Origin of the sequence: Agrococcus jejuensis (assembly GCF_900099705.1) — a bacterium.
Taxonomy (GTDB): Bacteria; Actinomycetota; Actinomycetes; order Actinomycetales; family Microbacteriaceae; genus Agrococcus; species Agrococcus jejuensis.
On the sequence record NZ_LT629695.1, the window covers coordinates 1,234,245 to 1,247,845 of the forward strand.

The following is a 13,601-nucleotide window of genomic DNA, read 5'->3' on the forward strand; positions in this document are numbered from 1 at the left end:
CGGCGGGTCTCACCCGCGCGGCTGCTCCGCCGGAGCCAGCAGGGCGACCGGGAGGTCGCGCAGCAGGTCGCCGAGGCGCACCGTGCCGCCGTCGAACGCGCGGCCCGACAGCAGCTCGACCCAGCGGCCCTCCGGCACGGGGAGCAGCGTCTCGCCCCAGCCGCCGCGGCGCTCGAGGCCCAGCGGCAGGCGCGTCACGACGGCGATCGCACCGCCGCGGTCGAACGCGAGCGCGTGATCCGCAGCCTCGCCGCGCGCCATGACCTGCGCGTACGAGCCCCACAGCGCACCGCGGTCGCGCCGCAGCCGCAGGGTCTCGCGCACGAGGCGCACCTTCGCGTGCTCGAGGTCGTCGACGTGCGCCGGCTCGGCAGCGGCACGCGCGCGCAGCGCATCCGCCTCCGCCCAGTCGATCGGGCGACGGTTGTCGGGATCGACGAGCGACAGCTCGCGCACCTCGGACCCCTGGTAGACGTCGGGCACGCCCGGCATCGCGAGCGCGAGCAGCTTCGCCGACAGCACGTTCGACCGCCAGCCGGCGTCGACCGAGTCGACGAACGCCTCGATCGCGGCTCGCCCCTCCCCGTCGAGGCAGGCGTCGACGAACGACGACAGCGCATCCTCGTACGACTCGTCGGGGTCGGTCCAGTGCGTGCGGGCGTCGGCCTCGCGCGCCGCCTTCTCGGCGTACGCGTGCAGGCGGTCGCGGCTCGCGGGCCACGCGCCGACCACGGCCTGCAGCAGCAGGTTCGAGAACGCGCGGTCGCGCAGCGGCGCGTGCGCGAGCATGCGCTCGAGCAGCGCATCCCACTCGTGCGGCGCCTCGGCGATGGTGGAGATGCGGGCGCGCACGTCCTCGCCGCGCTTCGTGTCGTGCGTCGACAGCGTCGTCATCGCGTGCGGCCACTGCCCCTGGCGACGCGCCATGGCGGCGTGGAACTCGATGGGCGAGACCGCGAAGACCGACGGGTCGCCGCCGACCTCGTTGAGCGACGTCAGACGGCCGTAGCGGTAGAACGCCGTGTCCTCGACCCCCTTCGCCATGACCATGCCGCTCGTCTGCTGGAAGCGGCGCGCGGCCTCCTCCGACGGGTCGAGCAGGATCGGCAGCAGCCACGCGACCGTCTCGGAGAGGTCGGGGCGCCAGTGCGCCGACTGGTCGGCGGCGTGCTGCAGGTGCTCCGCGCCCTGCGGCAGGTACGAGCGGTAGACGGGGAAGCACGCGAGCAGCTCGGCGAGCGCGTCCGCAGAGTCGTCGGGAGCGTCGGCGTGCGCGGCGCGCACCTCGCGCTCGATGCGCAGCACCTCCGCGTGCAGGATCGAGTCGGCGATGCCGCGCTTCGTCTGGTGGATGAGCGCGTGCCAGTCGATCGGCAGCCCGCGCATGCGCGCGTCGATCGCGTCGAGCGCCTGCTCGGCGGCGGGATCGGTGAGCACGCGGTCGACGAGCGCGAGCGCGTCGTAGCCCGTCGTGCCTGCCGTCGGCCACGCGGGCAGCTCCTCGCCGGGCTCGAGGATCTTCTCGACGAGCACGTACGCCCCGCCGGTCAGCTCGGCGAGGTCGCGCAGGTAGCCCTCGGGATCGCGGAGGCCGTCGGGATGGTCGACGCGCAGGCCGTCGACGAGCCCCTCGTCGAACCAGCGGCGGATCTCGACGTGCGACGCGTCGAACACGGCGCGGTCCTCGACGCGGATGGCCGCGAGGGTCGTGACGGCGAAGAAGCGTCGGTAGGCGAGCTCGTCGTCGCCGCGCTGCCAGTGGCCGAGCACGTAGTGCTGGCGGGCGAGCACGGCGTTGGCGTCGTCGGACTGCGTCGCACCGTGCTGGGCACCCGTGCCCGGCGCGATCGGCAGCGCCGTGTCCCAGTAGCGCAGCACGTCGCCGTCGACGGTGAGGTGCGCGATGCGGCCGTCGTCGCCGAGATCGTCATCGCCCACGATGGGCAGCAGGATGCGGCCGTCGTGCTGCGTCCAGTCCACGTCGAACGCATCCGCGTGCTCGGAGTCGCGCCCGTGCTGCAGCACGTCCCACCACCACGCGTTCTGGTCGGGCGTCGCGACGCCCACGTGGTTCGGCACGATGTCCACGAGCACGCCCATGCCGAGCCGCCTCGCCTCGGCCGAGAGCGCAGCGAGCCCCTCTGCCCCGCCTCGCGACGCGTCGACGCGGTCGTGCGCGACGACGTCGTAGCCGTGGCTCGAGCCCGGCTCGGCCGCGAGGATCGGCGAGAGGTACACCCAGTCGACGCCGAGGTCGTGCAGCGCCTCGAGCCGCGCCGCGGCGTCGAAGAGCGTCTGCTCGGCGGTGATCTGCAGGCGGTACGTGCTCGACGGAGCGCGCATCACTGCTCCTCGTCGTCGGCCGATGCGGGGCGGTGGCTCTGGCCGATGGGGATGACGCCCGTCGAGACGTCGGGCTCGGGAGCGGGCACCGACTGCGACAGGCTCGCGATCGACGCCGCGACCGACGAGTCCTCGCTCTCGGCAGGCGGGTGCGCCTCCTGCAGCAGCACGAGGCTGCGCGCCATGATCGTCGCGGTCGCACCGGGCGCGAGCGGCTGCGCGCCGACCTCGCCGCCCGTGTCGATCGCGACCGACCAGCGGGCCGAGTACTCCTCGGTCGGCAGCGTGACCTCGACGTCCTGGTCGGAGGCGTTGCAGTAGAGCAGGAAGTGGTCGTCCTCGATGCGCTCGCCGCGCACGCCGCGCCCGGCGATGCCGTGGCCGTTGAGGTACATGCCGATCGTCTTGTCGGCCGGCGACTGCCAGTCGTCGGACTCCATCGGCTGCCCCTCGGGCGAGAGCCAGACGATGTCGTTGAGGCGCTCGCCGTCGCCGGTGCGCACCGTCGAGCCCGTGAAGAAGCGCTTGCGGTGGAATGTCGGGTGCTCGTGGCGCAGTCGCGCCACCGCGGCGGTGAACTCGACGAGCGGATGGTCGGCCGACTCCCAGTCGATCCACGACAGCTCGGAGTCCTGCGCGTACGTGTTGTTGTTGCCCTGCTGCGTGCGGCCCAGCTCGTCGCCGTGCAGGATCATCGGCACGCCCTGGCTCAGCAGCAGCGTGGCGATGAGGTTGCGCTGCTGCCGTGCGCGCGTCGAGAGGATGAACGGGTCGTCGGTCGGGCCCTCGACGCCGTAGTTGTACGAGCGGTTGTGGCTCTCGCCATCCTTCGAGTCCTCGCCGTTCGCCTCGTTGTGCTTCTCGTTGTACGAGACGAGGTCGCGCATCGTGAAGCCGTCGTGCGCCGTGACGAAGTTGATGGATGCGAAGGGTCGGCGACCCGAGTCCTCGTACAGGTCGGCCGAGCCTGCGAGGCGGCTGGCGAAGTCGCCGACCGCGCCGGGCTCGCCGCGCCAGAAGTCGCGCACGGTGTCGCGGTACTTGCCGTTCCACTCGGTCCACTGCGGCGGGAAGTTGCCCACCTGGTAGCCGCCGGGGCCGACGTCCCACGGCTCGGCGATGAGCTTCACCTGGCTGATCACCGGGTCCTGCTGCACGAGCTCGAAGAACGTCGACAGGCGGTCGACGTCGAAGAACTCGCGCGCGAGTGCCGAGGCGAGGTCGAAGCGGAAGCCGTCGACGTGCATCTCGGTGACCCAGTAGCGCAGCGAGTCCATGATGAGCTGCAGGGCGTGCGGCGTGCGCACGTTGAGGGTGTTGCCCGTGCCCGTGTAGTCCATGTAGTGCTGCAGGTCGCCCTCGACGAGGCGGTAGTAGGCGGCGTTGTCGATGCCGCGCATGCTGAGCGTCGGGCCCATGTGGTTGCCCTCGGCGGTGTGGTTGTAGACCACGTCGAGGATCACCTCGATGCCCTCGGCGTGCAGCGCCTTCACCATGCCCTTGAACTCCTGCACCTGCTGGCCGAGCGTGCCGGAGGCGGCGTAGTCGGCGTGCGGCGCGAAGAACGCGAGGGTGTTGTAGCCCCAGTAGTTGCGGAGGCCCTTCTCCTCGAGCGTGGAGTCGTGCACGAACTGGTGCACAGGCATGAGCTCGACGGCCGTGATGCCGAGCTTCTTGTAGTGCGCGATGAGGCTCGGATGCGCGACGGCCGCGTAGGTGCCTCGCTGCGCCTCGGGCACGTCGGGGTGCAGCTGCGTGAGGCCCTTGACGTGCGCCTCGTAGATGACGGACTCGTTGTAGGGCGTCTTCGGCGCACGGTCGCCCGACCAGTCGAAGAACGGGCTGATGACGACGGACTTCGTCATGAACGCGGCGGAGTCGTCGTCGTTCCGCGTCTCGGGATCGCCGAACTCGTACGAGAAGAGCGGCTGGCCCCAGTCGATGTCGCCGCTCGTCGCCTTCGCGTACGGGTCGAGCAGCAGCTTCGACGGGTTCGCCCGCTGCCCCTGCGCCGGGTCGTAGGCGCCGTGCACGCGGTAGCCGTACCGCTGGCCGGGCTGCACGTTCGGCAGGTAGCCGTGCCACACGTAGGCGTCGACCTCGACGAGGTCGACCTTCGTCTCGGTGCCAGCCTCGTCGAAGAGGCACAGCTCGACGCGCTCCGCCACCTCGGTGAAGAGGGCGAAGTTCGTGCCGTTGCCGTCGTACGTGGCCCCCAGCGGATAGGCGGTGCCGGGCCAGACCTCGGGTGCGTCGCTCACCTCGTCGACACTACGGGTGCGCGGCGGTGCGCTCGCTGGACTTGCGCGGAGAGGCTGGTGGCTCTAGCGGGTGGTTGCGAGGTGCGGTTGCTGCACTGAGGTGCGGTTGCAACGGCACCTCACTGCAGCAACCGGACCTCGGAACGGGGATGGGGTCAGTCGCCGACCCGCATGACCGTGCCGCCCGTGATGTGCACGAGCTCGTCGAACGTCAGCAGGAAGACCGTGTCGGGCGTGCCCGCCGCCGCCGAGATGCGGTCGTAGTCCGCGAGCGCCGCGTCGACGATCGTGCGCACCGGCGCCGGGTGGCCGATCGGGGCCACGCCGCCGATGACCTGGCTCGTCGCCGCACGCACCTGCTCGGGCGTCGCCCGCCCGATGGGTCCCTCGCCGAGTGCGGACGCGAGCGCGTCGGTGTCGACGCGGTGGCGTCCGCTCGTCATCACGAGCAACGGCGCATCCGCCATCCAGAAGATGAGCGAGTTCGCGATCTGCCCCACCTCGATGCCCAGCGCATCCGCCGCCGCCTTCGCCGTGTGCACGCCACCGGGGAAGTGCACGATGTCGCGCTCGACGCCGAGGTCGCGGAGCTGCTGCTGGAGGGCGAGGGCCTTGGCGGGGATGGTCACGGGGTCCATCCTGCCGACCCGCAGGGTCAGGCGGTCGCGACGCGGCGGCGCGAGCGGCCCGACAGGGCCCCGTCGAGGCCGAAGCGGCCCCCGCCCACGACGGCGAGCGCGAGGGCGCCGGCGCCGAGGGCGGCGACGAGCTCCCAACCGCCATCGCCGGCGAAGACGCCGAACGGCGCGTGCACGAGCACCGCCGCCACGAGCATGTCGATCGCCACGAGCACGCCCACGATCGGCAGCGCGGCACCCAGCACGATGAGCGCGCCACCGATGAGCTCGACCCCGATCACGAACGGCGCCGTGATCTCGGGCGCCGGCACGCCCATCCCCGCGAACCCGCCGACCGTCGCCTCCAGTCCCTGGTCGAACAGCTTCTGCGCGCCGTGCGCGACCATGACGCCGCCCACGACGAGCCGCAACGCGAGCAGCGAGACGTCGGCGGCGAGCGGAGCGGATGCGGACAGCGGACGCATGGGGGAACCCTTCGAGTCGCGGATGGGGGCTCGCGGCAGTCTTCCGACCGCGCCTCTGTCGCGGCTATGCGCGGTCGGGCATCCGCCGATCCGTCGCCGAGTCGTCAGACGACGCGGATGCCCAGGTGCGCCGCGAAGGCGGGCGCGAGGAGGGACAGCTGCACGTCGTCGATGACGGCGCCCGCGAGCGACTCGACGGGCGTGACGACGCGGGGCTCGAGGCCGCGCAGGTCGACGTGCCGCAGGGTGGCGCGCGGCAGCTCGAGCGTGTGCACGCTCGAGCCGGGGAACGCGGCGCGCTCGAGCTCGGCATCGCCGACGTCGAGCGTGTCGATCGTGCAGTCGCGGAAGGTGAGGTCGCGAGCGCGCGCCGCCCGCAGGTTGACGTGGCCGAGCTTGCAGCCGACGAACGCGACCGAGCGGATGCTCGCATCCGACAGGTCGATCGACCCGATGCGGCTCGCGACCACCTCGACGTCACGCCACACGCTGCGACTCGCATCGAGCTCGGCGGCGTCGAGACGCTCGACACGCGACTCCACGAGGTGCGCGTGCCGCAGCACCGCGCCCGTCGCCTGCCAGCGCTCGACGTGGCACTCCGACAGCGCGATCTCGGCGAGGTCGGCACCCGTCGAGTCGACGTCGACCAGGTGCGCGCGGTCGAGCACGGCTGCGTCGTGCACGGCGGAGGGCGCGGCGTCGTCGAGCGGCGGCAGCGCGACCCGCGGCTCGGTGGGCGCCTGCAGTCGATCGGTCGGCATCCGCATCCCCTCGTGCGCGTCGGTCGCGCGCGGCCCATGGTGGCATGCGGGGGCGATGCCGGGTGGGGCATGCGTCCGCTTCGTGGGACGCCTTCCCTCTCGCTCCCTGAGGTGCGAGCGCAGCGAGCCTCGAAGGGTGCCCGGCGGTCCACGGTGCTCCTTTCGAGGCTCACTCCGTTCGCACCTCAAGGAGCGGTTGGGAGTGCTCGCGACGGAAGGGTGGAGGGCGGGAGACGGACGAGCGGCACCGCTCTGACGACACACCCAGCCGCTCGACGGGTCGCGGGCCTACGCTGGCGCCCGTCGCCGGATGAAGCATGTTCGGCGCCGTCGGGATCCACGGGAGGTGTCGTGCGCGCTGCCGCGAGCTGGCTCCTCGGCCTCCCGGTCGAGCAGCCGACGGCGTATCGCAGGCTGCGGGCGATCCGCGAGCGCATCTGGACGCGCCTCGCGCCGCTCGAGGCGAGCATCCTCACGTCGCCAGAGCCCACGCCCTTCGGCCACTGGCGTCCGAGCGACTTCCGCCCCCTCCGCCCCGGCACGGCGTGGGGCCACGTGTTCGAGTGCGGCTGGATCCACCTCACCGGACCGGCCGCGGCCGACCGGCGCGCCGAGGTGCTGCTGGGCATCCGCGGCGAGAGCCTCGTGCACGACCCGACCGGCACCGTGGTCGACGCGACGACGACCGTGTACCTGCAGGGCGACCTGCCGCATCCCGGCGGCCGCTTCCGCACGGTGCGCGGCGTCGACACGAGCCACCCGATCGACCTGTACGCCGACGCCACGCACAACGGCGTGCTGCTGTGGCCCGTCGGCCGGGCGCGCTTCGACGGCGCGCACCTCGCCGTGCGCGACGACGACGCGTACGCCCTCTACTTCGACGTGCTCACGCTCACGATGCTCGCGGGCCACACCGACGACGCCGCGCTGCGCGGCAGCCTGCGCGCCGCGCTCGACGACGCGTGGCGCGCGTTCCGCGCCGACGACCTCCGGGCCGCGCGCGCATCCCTCGCCCCCGCGCTCGCCGGGCCCGCCACCGACCCGCTCGAGTACACGGCCGTCGGCCACGGGCACCTCGACATGGCGTGGCTGTGGCCGCTGCGCGAGACGCATCGCAAGTCGGCGCGCACCTACGCACGGCAGCTCGCGTCGATCGAGCGGCACCCGGGATTCGTGTACGGCACGAGCCAGCCGCAGCAGCTGCAGTGGATGCGCGACCAGCACCCCACGCTGTTCGCGAGGCTCGAGGATGCGGTCGCGGCCGGCGGCGTCGAGGCGCAGGGCTCGTTCTGGATCGAGCCCGACACGAACCTGCCGAGCGGCGAGTCGCTCATCCGCCAGGCCATCGTGGGCCGCCGCTTCTGGCAGCGCGAGCTCGGGCTCACCGACGCGCAGCTGCGGCTGTGCTGGCTGCCCGACACGTTCGGCTACTCGGGGGCGCTGCCGCAGATCCTGCGCGGCACGGGCATGGAGTGGTTCCAGACGATCAAGCTCGCGTGGAACGAGGTCAACGACTTCCCGCACCGCACGTTCCGGTGGGCGGGCATCGACGGCTCCGAGGTGCTCGTGCACATGCCGCCCGAGGGCGACTACAACGCGAGGGCGGCGGCCGACGGCCTGCTGAAGGGGCTGCGGCAGCATCCCGAGCGCGACATGGGCACGGCGCTGCTCGTCTACGGCGGCGGGGACGGCGGCGGCGGGCCGAGCGAGGTGCACCACGAGGTGCTCGACCGCGAGATCGGGGCCGACGGCGCGGGCATCGCGGGCCTGCCGCGCGTGCGGCGGGGCAGCGCATCCGAGTTCTTCTCCCGCCTCGCCGAGCACGACGTGCCGCATCGGCACGACGGCGAGCTGTACCTCGAGAAGCACCAGGGCACGTACACGACGCAGGCGGCGACGAAGCGGTGGAACCGCACGCTCGAGCGGCTGCTGCACGACGTCGAGGCGCTCGCCGCAGCGCTCGGCCCGGAGGTGCGCGAGCGGGTGCGCGGCGAGCTCGAGCCCGTGTGGCAGGAGGCGCTGCTGCAGCAGTTCCACGACATCCTGCCCGGGTCGTCGATCGCACGGGTGCACCGGGAGTCGGTCGCGGCGTTCGAGCGGCTCGCGGGGGTCGTGGAGGCGCGGATCGCGTCGCTCATCGACGACCTGCCGGCCGCCGACGGCGTCGCCGCGCTCAACCTCGCGCCGGTCGCGCGCGACGAGCCCATCCGCGTCGACGGCGCGTGGATGCGCGCGGTCGTGCCGCCGTACGCGACCGCTGCGCTCGTGCCCGAGCCGGAGCATCCGGAGCTCGTGGCCGACGCATCCGGGCTCGCGAACGGCGTGCTCACGGTGCGGTTCGACGACGCGACGGGCGCGATCGTGTCGATGGTCGACGCCGACGGGGTCGAGCACGCGGGCGACGGCCTCAATCGGCTCGTGCTGCACCGCGACCCGTTCCAGTTCCCGTTCGACGCGTGGGACATCTCGGCGAAGGCCGCAGCGTCGCCGGGGCGGCCGCTGCGCGTCGTCGAGCGGTCGTGGCACGTCGAGGGGCCGCGCGCCGTGCGGCGGCACGTGCTCGAGGGACCGAAGGTGCGCATCGAGCAGCGCGTCGTGCTCGAGGCCGGCTCGACGCTCGTGCGGTTCGAGACGCACGTCGACTGGCAGCAGACGCACCGCATGCTGCGCGCCGAGCACCGGCCCACCCGCTACGGCGACGAGGCGCTGTGCGAGATCCAGATGGGGCACATCCGCCGCCCCACGACTGAGCGCGACAGCGTCGAGCGCGCCCAGTTCGAGGTCGTCGCGCACCGGTGGCTCGCCGTCGAGGACGAGGCGGGCGCCGGCTTCGCGATGCTCAACGACGGCAAGTACGGGCACCGCGCGAAGCACGGCCTGCTGTCGCTGAACCTGCTGCGCTCCCCCACGTTCCCCGACCGCACGGCCGACCGCGGCGAGCACGCGTTCACGTACGCGATCCGCCCCTACGCGCCGGGTGCGCTGCACGAGGTGATCGCGGATGGGTACCGGCTGCAGGCGCCCGCGCGCGTCGTGCGCGGGCGCGCGCTCGCACCGCTCGTGCGTGCGTCGTCGCCGGGCGTCGTCGTCGAGACCGTCGCCCCCGCGTACGACTCCGACGGCACGGTCGTGCGCGTGTACGAGTCGCTCGGGGTCGCGACGTCGACCGCGATCGAGACCTCGATCCCGCACCGCGCCGCGTGGCGCACCGACATGCTCGAGCGGCGCGTGGATGCCACGGGCGCGCTCGCGCCGCACGCCGAGCCCGCCGACCTGTCGGCGGTCGCGCTGCGGCCGTTCGAGATCGCGACCTTCGTGCTGGAGTCGCCGTGAGCGACGCGGCTGCGGCGCCCGCGACCGCATCCGCAGCCGTCCCCTGGCTGCAGCGCGACCTGCCCGCGCGCACGCAGGCCACCGCGATCGTCACCGCCGGCATCGGGCAGAACCTCGTGCTCACGACCGTGACGACGTTCATGCTCGTGTACCTCATCGAGCACGCCGGCCTCTCGGCGGGCGGCGTCGCGGTCGTGACGGCGCTCGTGACGGTCACGCGCATCGTCGACGCCGTCGCCGACCCCGTCATGGGCTCGATCGTCGACGTCACGCGCACCCGCCTCGGGCGCATGCGGCCGTACGTGCTCGCATCGACGCTGCCGCTGATCGTGCTCACGACGCTGCTCTTCGCCGTGCCGCCCGACCTCGCCGAGCCGTGGCAGCTCGCGTGGTTCGGCGTCGCGTACGTGCTGTGGGGCTTCGCCTACGCGATGTGCGACGTGCCGTTCTGGGGGCTCATCGGCTCGGCCTTCCCCGACCCCGAGCGGCGCACGCGCGTCATCGCGAACGTGCGCGCGTTCGGCGCGATCTCGCTCGGGGCGGCGACGCTCGGCATGCCGTGGCTCGCCCGCGTGCTGTCGCCCGGCGACGGCACGAGCGCCTCCGGCTGGACCATCGCCGTCGCGCTCGTGTCGATCGTCGGCATGGCGCTGTTCGCGCTCGCGTTCACGCACACGCGCGAGCGCGCCGTGACGGCCGAGCGCGTGCCGCTGCGGGTGCTCGCGCGCACCCTCGTCGGCAACCGGCCGCTCATGCTCGTGCTGCTCGGGTCGCTGCTCGGCTTCGCGCGCTTCGTCGTGCAGTCGGGCGGCGCCGTGTTCGTCGTGATCGCGTACGGCAACGAGTCGGTCTTCACGCTCGTGGGTGCCGCGATCATCCTCGGCATGGTCGTGTCGGCGTTCCTCGCGCCCGTGCTGCTGCGGCGGGTGCCGGCGCGTGCCGTCGCGGTGGGGTCGGCGCTCGCCTCGGCGGTCGTGTCGACGGCGATGTGGTTCGTGGGCTTCGCCGACGTGTGGGGCCTCGTGGCGTGCATCTTCGTGAACGGCCTCACGCTGGGCCTGTTCCTCGTCGTGCAGGCGACGATGATCGCGGATGCGGTCGACGACGCCGAGCGGCGCACGGGCGTGCGGGGCGACGGCATCTCGTTCGCGACGCTGACGTTCATCTCGAAGGTGATGACGGCGCTGTCGCTGCTCGTCTTCGGGCTGTTCGTCGCCGGCGCCGGCTACGAGGCCGGCGTCGACGTGACGCCGGCGATGCAGCAGACGGTGTTCGTGGCGATCACGCTCGTGCCCGCCGCGAGCGCGCTGCTGTCGGCGGTGCCCTTCGCGATGGTCCGAGTGGGGGCGTCGGCGACCCGTGAACCCGCGTCTCGGTCCTGAGTCGGGTCTCGCCCAACAGCTGGTCGAGGAGGCCCCGAGCGCAGCGAGGAGCCGTCACGAGACCACGCGACGTGCCCTCCCGACGCGACCATGCGCGTGCCTGTGCGGGAGCGGCGAGTCGCGTGGTCTCGTGACGCGGGCTCGCCAAAGGGCTCGCGCGCTCCTCGACCAGCTGGTGGGGAGCGCAGCGGTCTTCGAGCGACTCCCGCATCCCCTAGCGTCGACAGGGTGCGGATGGATCGTCGTGGCGGCTCGGGCATCGCCCTCGTGCTCGCGGGCATCTGCTCGGTGCAGGCCGGCGCGGCCGTGGCGAAGCTGCTGTTCGAGCACCTCGACCCCGCGTCGATGACGTGGCTGCGGCTCGCGTTCGCGTCGCTCATCCTGCTCGCGATCGCGCGCCCGAAGGTGCGCTCGTGGGATCGCCGCACGTGGCGGGCCGTGCTGCTGCTGGGCGTCGCGCTCGCCGGCATGAACCTCATGTACTACCTGGCGATGGATCGCATCCCCATCGCGCTCGCCGTCACGCTCGAGCTGCTCGGACCGCTCGTGCTCGCGCTCGTGCTGTCGCGTCGCTGGGTCGATGCGGCGTGGGTGCTGCTGGCCGGCGCGGGCGTGGGCATCATCGGCGCGCAGTCGCTCACGGGCGCGCTCGACGCGATCGGCGTGCTGCTGGCGCTCGCGGCGGGCGCGTGCTGGGCGGGCTACATCCTGTCGTCGCATCGCGTCGGCGAGCTCGTGCCGGGCGTCGGCGGGCTCACGGCGGCGATGTGCGTCGCGGCGGTGCTCACGACGCCGTTCGGCGCCGTCGGGGCGATCGCGGGCGTGACGGCGCAGCCGTGGCTGCTGCTGCCGGCGCTCGGCGTCGCCATCCTGTCGAGCGCGCTCGCGTACGCGTTCGAGCTCGCGGCGCTGCGCCGCATCCCGCCGCGCGTGTTCGGCGTGCTCATGGCGCTCGAGCCCGTCGCTGCGGGCCTCTTCGCCCTCGCGATCGTGGGCGAGGGCATCGGCCCGGTGCAGATGCTCGCGCTCGGCGTCGTCGTGGTCGCAGCCGCCGGCGTCGCGCTCACGGCTGCGAAGGATCCGCCGGTCACGCCCGACACGGGCGCGATCGTGCAGCAGTAGCGCGCTCGGCCGCCCGTCGCGGGGTGCGCACCCCGCAACGGGGATCGACGCCGACGCCGACGCGGGATGATGGATGCGTGAGCGACGACCGGTGGCGCGAGCGCGGCGAGGAGATCGAGCGCCTGCGCCGCGGCGACCTGCCCGTCATCCGCGTCCCGTTGCCGCAGCGCATCGAGCTCGACCCCACGTCGCAGGCGGCCGACGACGTCGACGCCCTCACCGCGGCGGCGCACGCCGACCGCGCGCCGTGGCCCGCGATCGTCGGCGCGGTGGTGCTCGCGGTGCTCGCGTGCATCCCGCACCTCGTCGCCCCGTCGGTCGCGCTGCTCGTCGCCCTCATCGCGGCGCCGCTGTCGTGGAGCATGCAGCGCATCACGTCGGGGCGCCGCCGTCGCGCCTACCTCACGCTCGCCGGCACGTTCGTGCTCGTCGCGGCGCTCGCGATCGCGGCGCCGATCATCTGGGTGCAGCTCGGCGTGATCGAGTGGCCGACGCTGCCGACCGGCTGAGCCGGCGCATCCACCACGCGCGGGTGCGTCCCGCGCCGCCGACCCGCGGCACGGGACGCTGGCGTCGGATGCCGTGGGAGCGGCATCCGACGCCGGTCAGAGGGTGACGGTGACGGTCTGGCCGCCGAACAGCCCGCCCGTGAACGTCACCGACGTCGGCACGGTGCCGTCGGGCACGTCGAAGTAGACGGGGCCCGTGAGCGTGATGCCGGGGTTGACGTCGCCGAGCGGGATCGCCGACTGGTCGTAGACGCTCGCGACGGAGTCGGCGGAGTACTCGGCGCCGTTCGCGTCGACGATCGTGACGGCGTCGCTGCCGAGGAACTGCGCCTCGTTCGACGTGTTCACGATCGTGACCGTGACGGGCACGTACACGCCCTGCGCCGGGCTCGACAGCGCGCCGCTGCCCACGGCCTCCTGCGCGGCGCCCACCGAGACGACGGTGAAGTCCCATCCGTCCGAGGACACGACCTCGCCGACGCCCGGCTGCGCGGCCTCCGCGGGAGCCGTGGTCTCGGTGGCCTGGTCGGTGGCTGCCGGCGCCGGGGCACCGGTGTCGCTCGAGCTCGATGCGCCGCCGCAGCCGACGAGCGCGAGGCTCGCGACGACGATGGGGATGGTGGCCGCGAGGCTGCGGCGGATGGTGCTGGATGCGATGTGCATGGGGTGTTCCCTCCTGGTCGAGCACCAGCGTGCTGCGAGGGCATGTCGCGTCGGCAGGTCGCGACGGTCGGCATCGGCGACCGATCCGGTCACGGTTCGCGACCGGCGCGGACGCGCTGCGACGT

Annotated in this window: 10 protein-coding genes; 4 read left to right on the plus strand and 6 right to left on the minus strand. The window is 73.1% G+C overall.

Annotation, left to right across the window (positions count from 1 at the left end):
* Positions 1–9: 9 nt before the first annotated feature.
* The 5 genes from treY to BLQ67_RS16320 all read right to left on the minus strand — a co-directional run bounded on the left by treY (position 10) and on the right by BLQ67_RS16320 (position 6,467).
* Positions 10–2,343 carry a malto-oligosyltrehalose synthase gene (treY, locus tag BLQ67_RS05800; RefSeq protein ID WP_092503289.1) on the minus strand — a complete coding sequence of 778 codons (2,334 nt, stop codon included), beginning with the start codon at positions 2,341–2,343 and terminating at the stop codon, positions 10–12.
* Positions 2,343–4,604 (minus strand): glycogen debranching protein GlgX, encoded by a 2,262-nt coding sequence (glgX, locus tag BLQ67_RS05805; RefSeq protein WP_092503291.1) that lies wholly within the window; start codon positions 4,602–4,604, stop codon positions 2,343–2,345. The genes treY and glgX overlap by 1 nt, the downstream gene beginning before the upstream one ends.
* A 155-nt stretch (positions 4,605–4,759) precedes the next feature.
* Positions 4,760–5,242, minus strand: coding sequence for a YbaK/EbsC family protein (locus tag BLQ67_RS05810; protein ID WP_092503293.1), 483 nt, complete (start codon positions 5,240–5,242; stop codon positions 4,760–4,762).
* 17 nt (positions 5,243–5,259) lie between these two features.
* Positions 5,260–5,706 carry a DoxX family protein gene (locus tag BLQ67_RS05815; RefSeq protein ID WP_092503295.1) on the minus strand — a complete coding sequence of 149 codons (447 nt, stop codon included), beginning with the start codon at positions 5,704–5,706 and terminating at the stop codon, positions 5,260–5,262.
* A gap of 104 nt (positions 5,707–5,810) precedes the next feature.
* Positions 5,811–6,467 (minus strand): pentapeptide repeat-containing protein, encoded by a 657-nt coding sequence (locus tag BLQ67_RS16320; RefSeq protein ID WP_157674685.1) that lies wholly within the window; start codon positions 6,465–6,467, stop codon positions 5,811–5,813.
* Between the two features lie 351 nt (positions 6,468–6,818).
* Here BLQ67_RS16320 and BLQ67_RS05820 point away from each other — a divergent pair, with 351 nt between their 5' ends.
* From BLQ67_RS05820 to BLQ67_RS05835, 4 genes are all read left to right on the plus strand, one after another.
* Positions 6,819–9,800 (plus strand): alpha-mannosidase, encoded by a 2,982-nt coding sequence (locus BLQ67_RS05820; protein WP_157674686.1) that lies wholly within the window; start codon positions 6,819–6,821, stop codon positions 9,798–9,800.
* Entirely contained in the window at positions 9,797–11,182 is a 1,386-nt protein-coding gene (locus BLQ67_RS05825; RefSeq protein ID WP_092503299.1) for an MFS transporter, read from the plus strand. The genes BLQ67_RS05820 and BLQ67_RS05825 overlap by 4 nt, the downstream gene beginning before the upstream one ends.
* A gap of 234 nt (positions 11,183–11,416) precedes the next feature.
* Entirely contained in the window at positions 11,417–12,304 is an 888-nt protein-coding gene (locus tag BLQ67_RS05830) for an EamA family transporter (protein WP_092503301.1), read from the plus strand.
* Positions 12,305–12,381: 77 nt separating this feature from the next.
* Positions 12,382–12,813 (plus strand): hypothetical protein, encoded by a 432-nt coding sequence (locus tag BLQ67_RS05835; RefSeq protein ID WP_092503303.1) that lies wholly within the window; start codon positions 12,382–12,384, stop codon positions 12,811–12,813.
* A gap of 96 nt (positions 12,814–12,909) precedes the next feature.
* Here the strand turns inward: BLQ67_RS05835 and BLQ67_RS05840 are convergent, their stop codons facing one another.
* Positions 12,910–13,476: a DUF4352 domain-containing protein gene (locus BLQ67_RS05840; protein WP_092503305.1), complete on the minus strand. Its 567-nt coding sequence runs from the start codon at positions 13,474–13,476 to the stop codon at positions 12,910–12,912.
* Positions 13,477–13,601 lie beyond the last annotated feature (125 nt).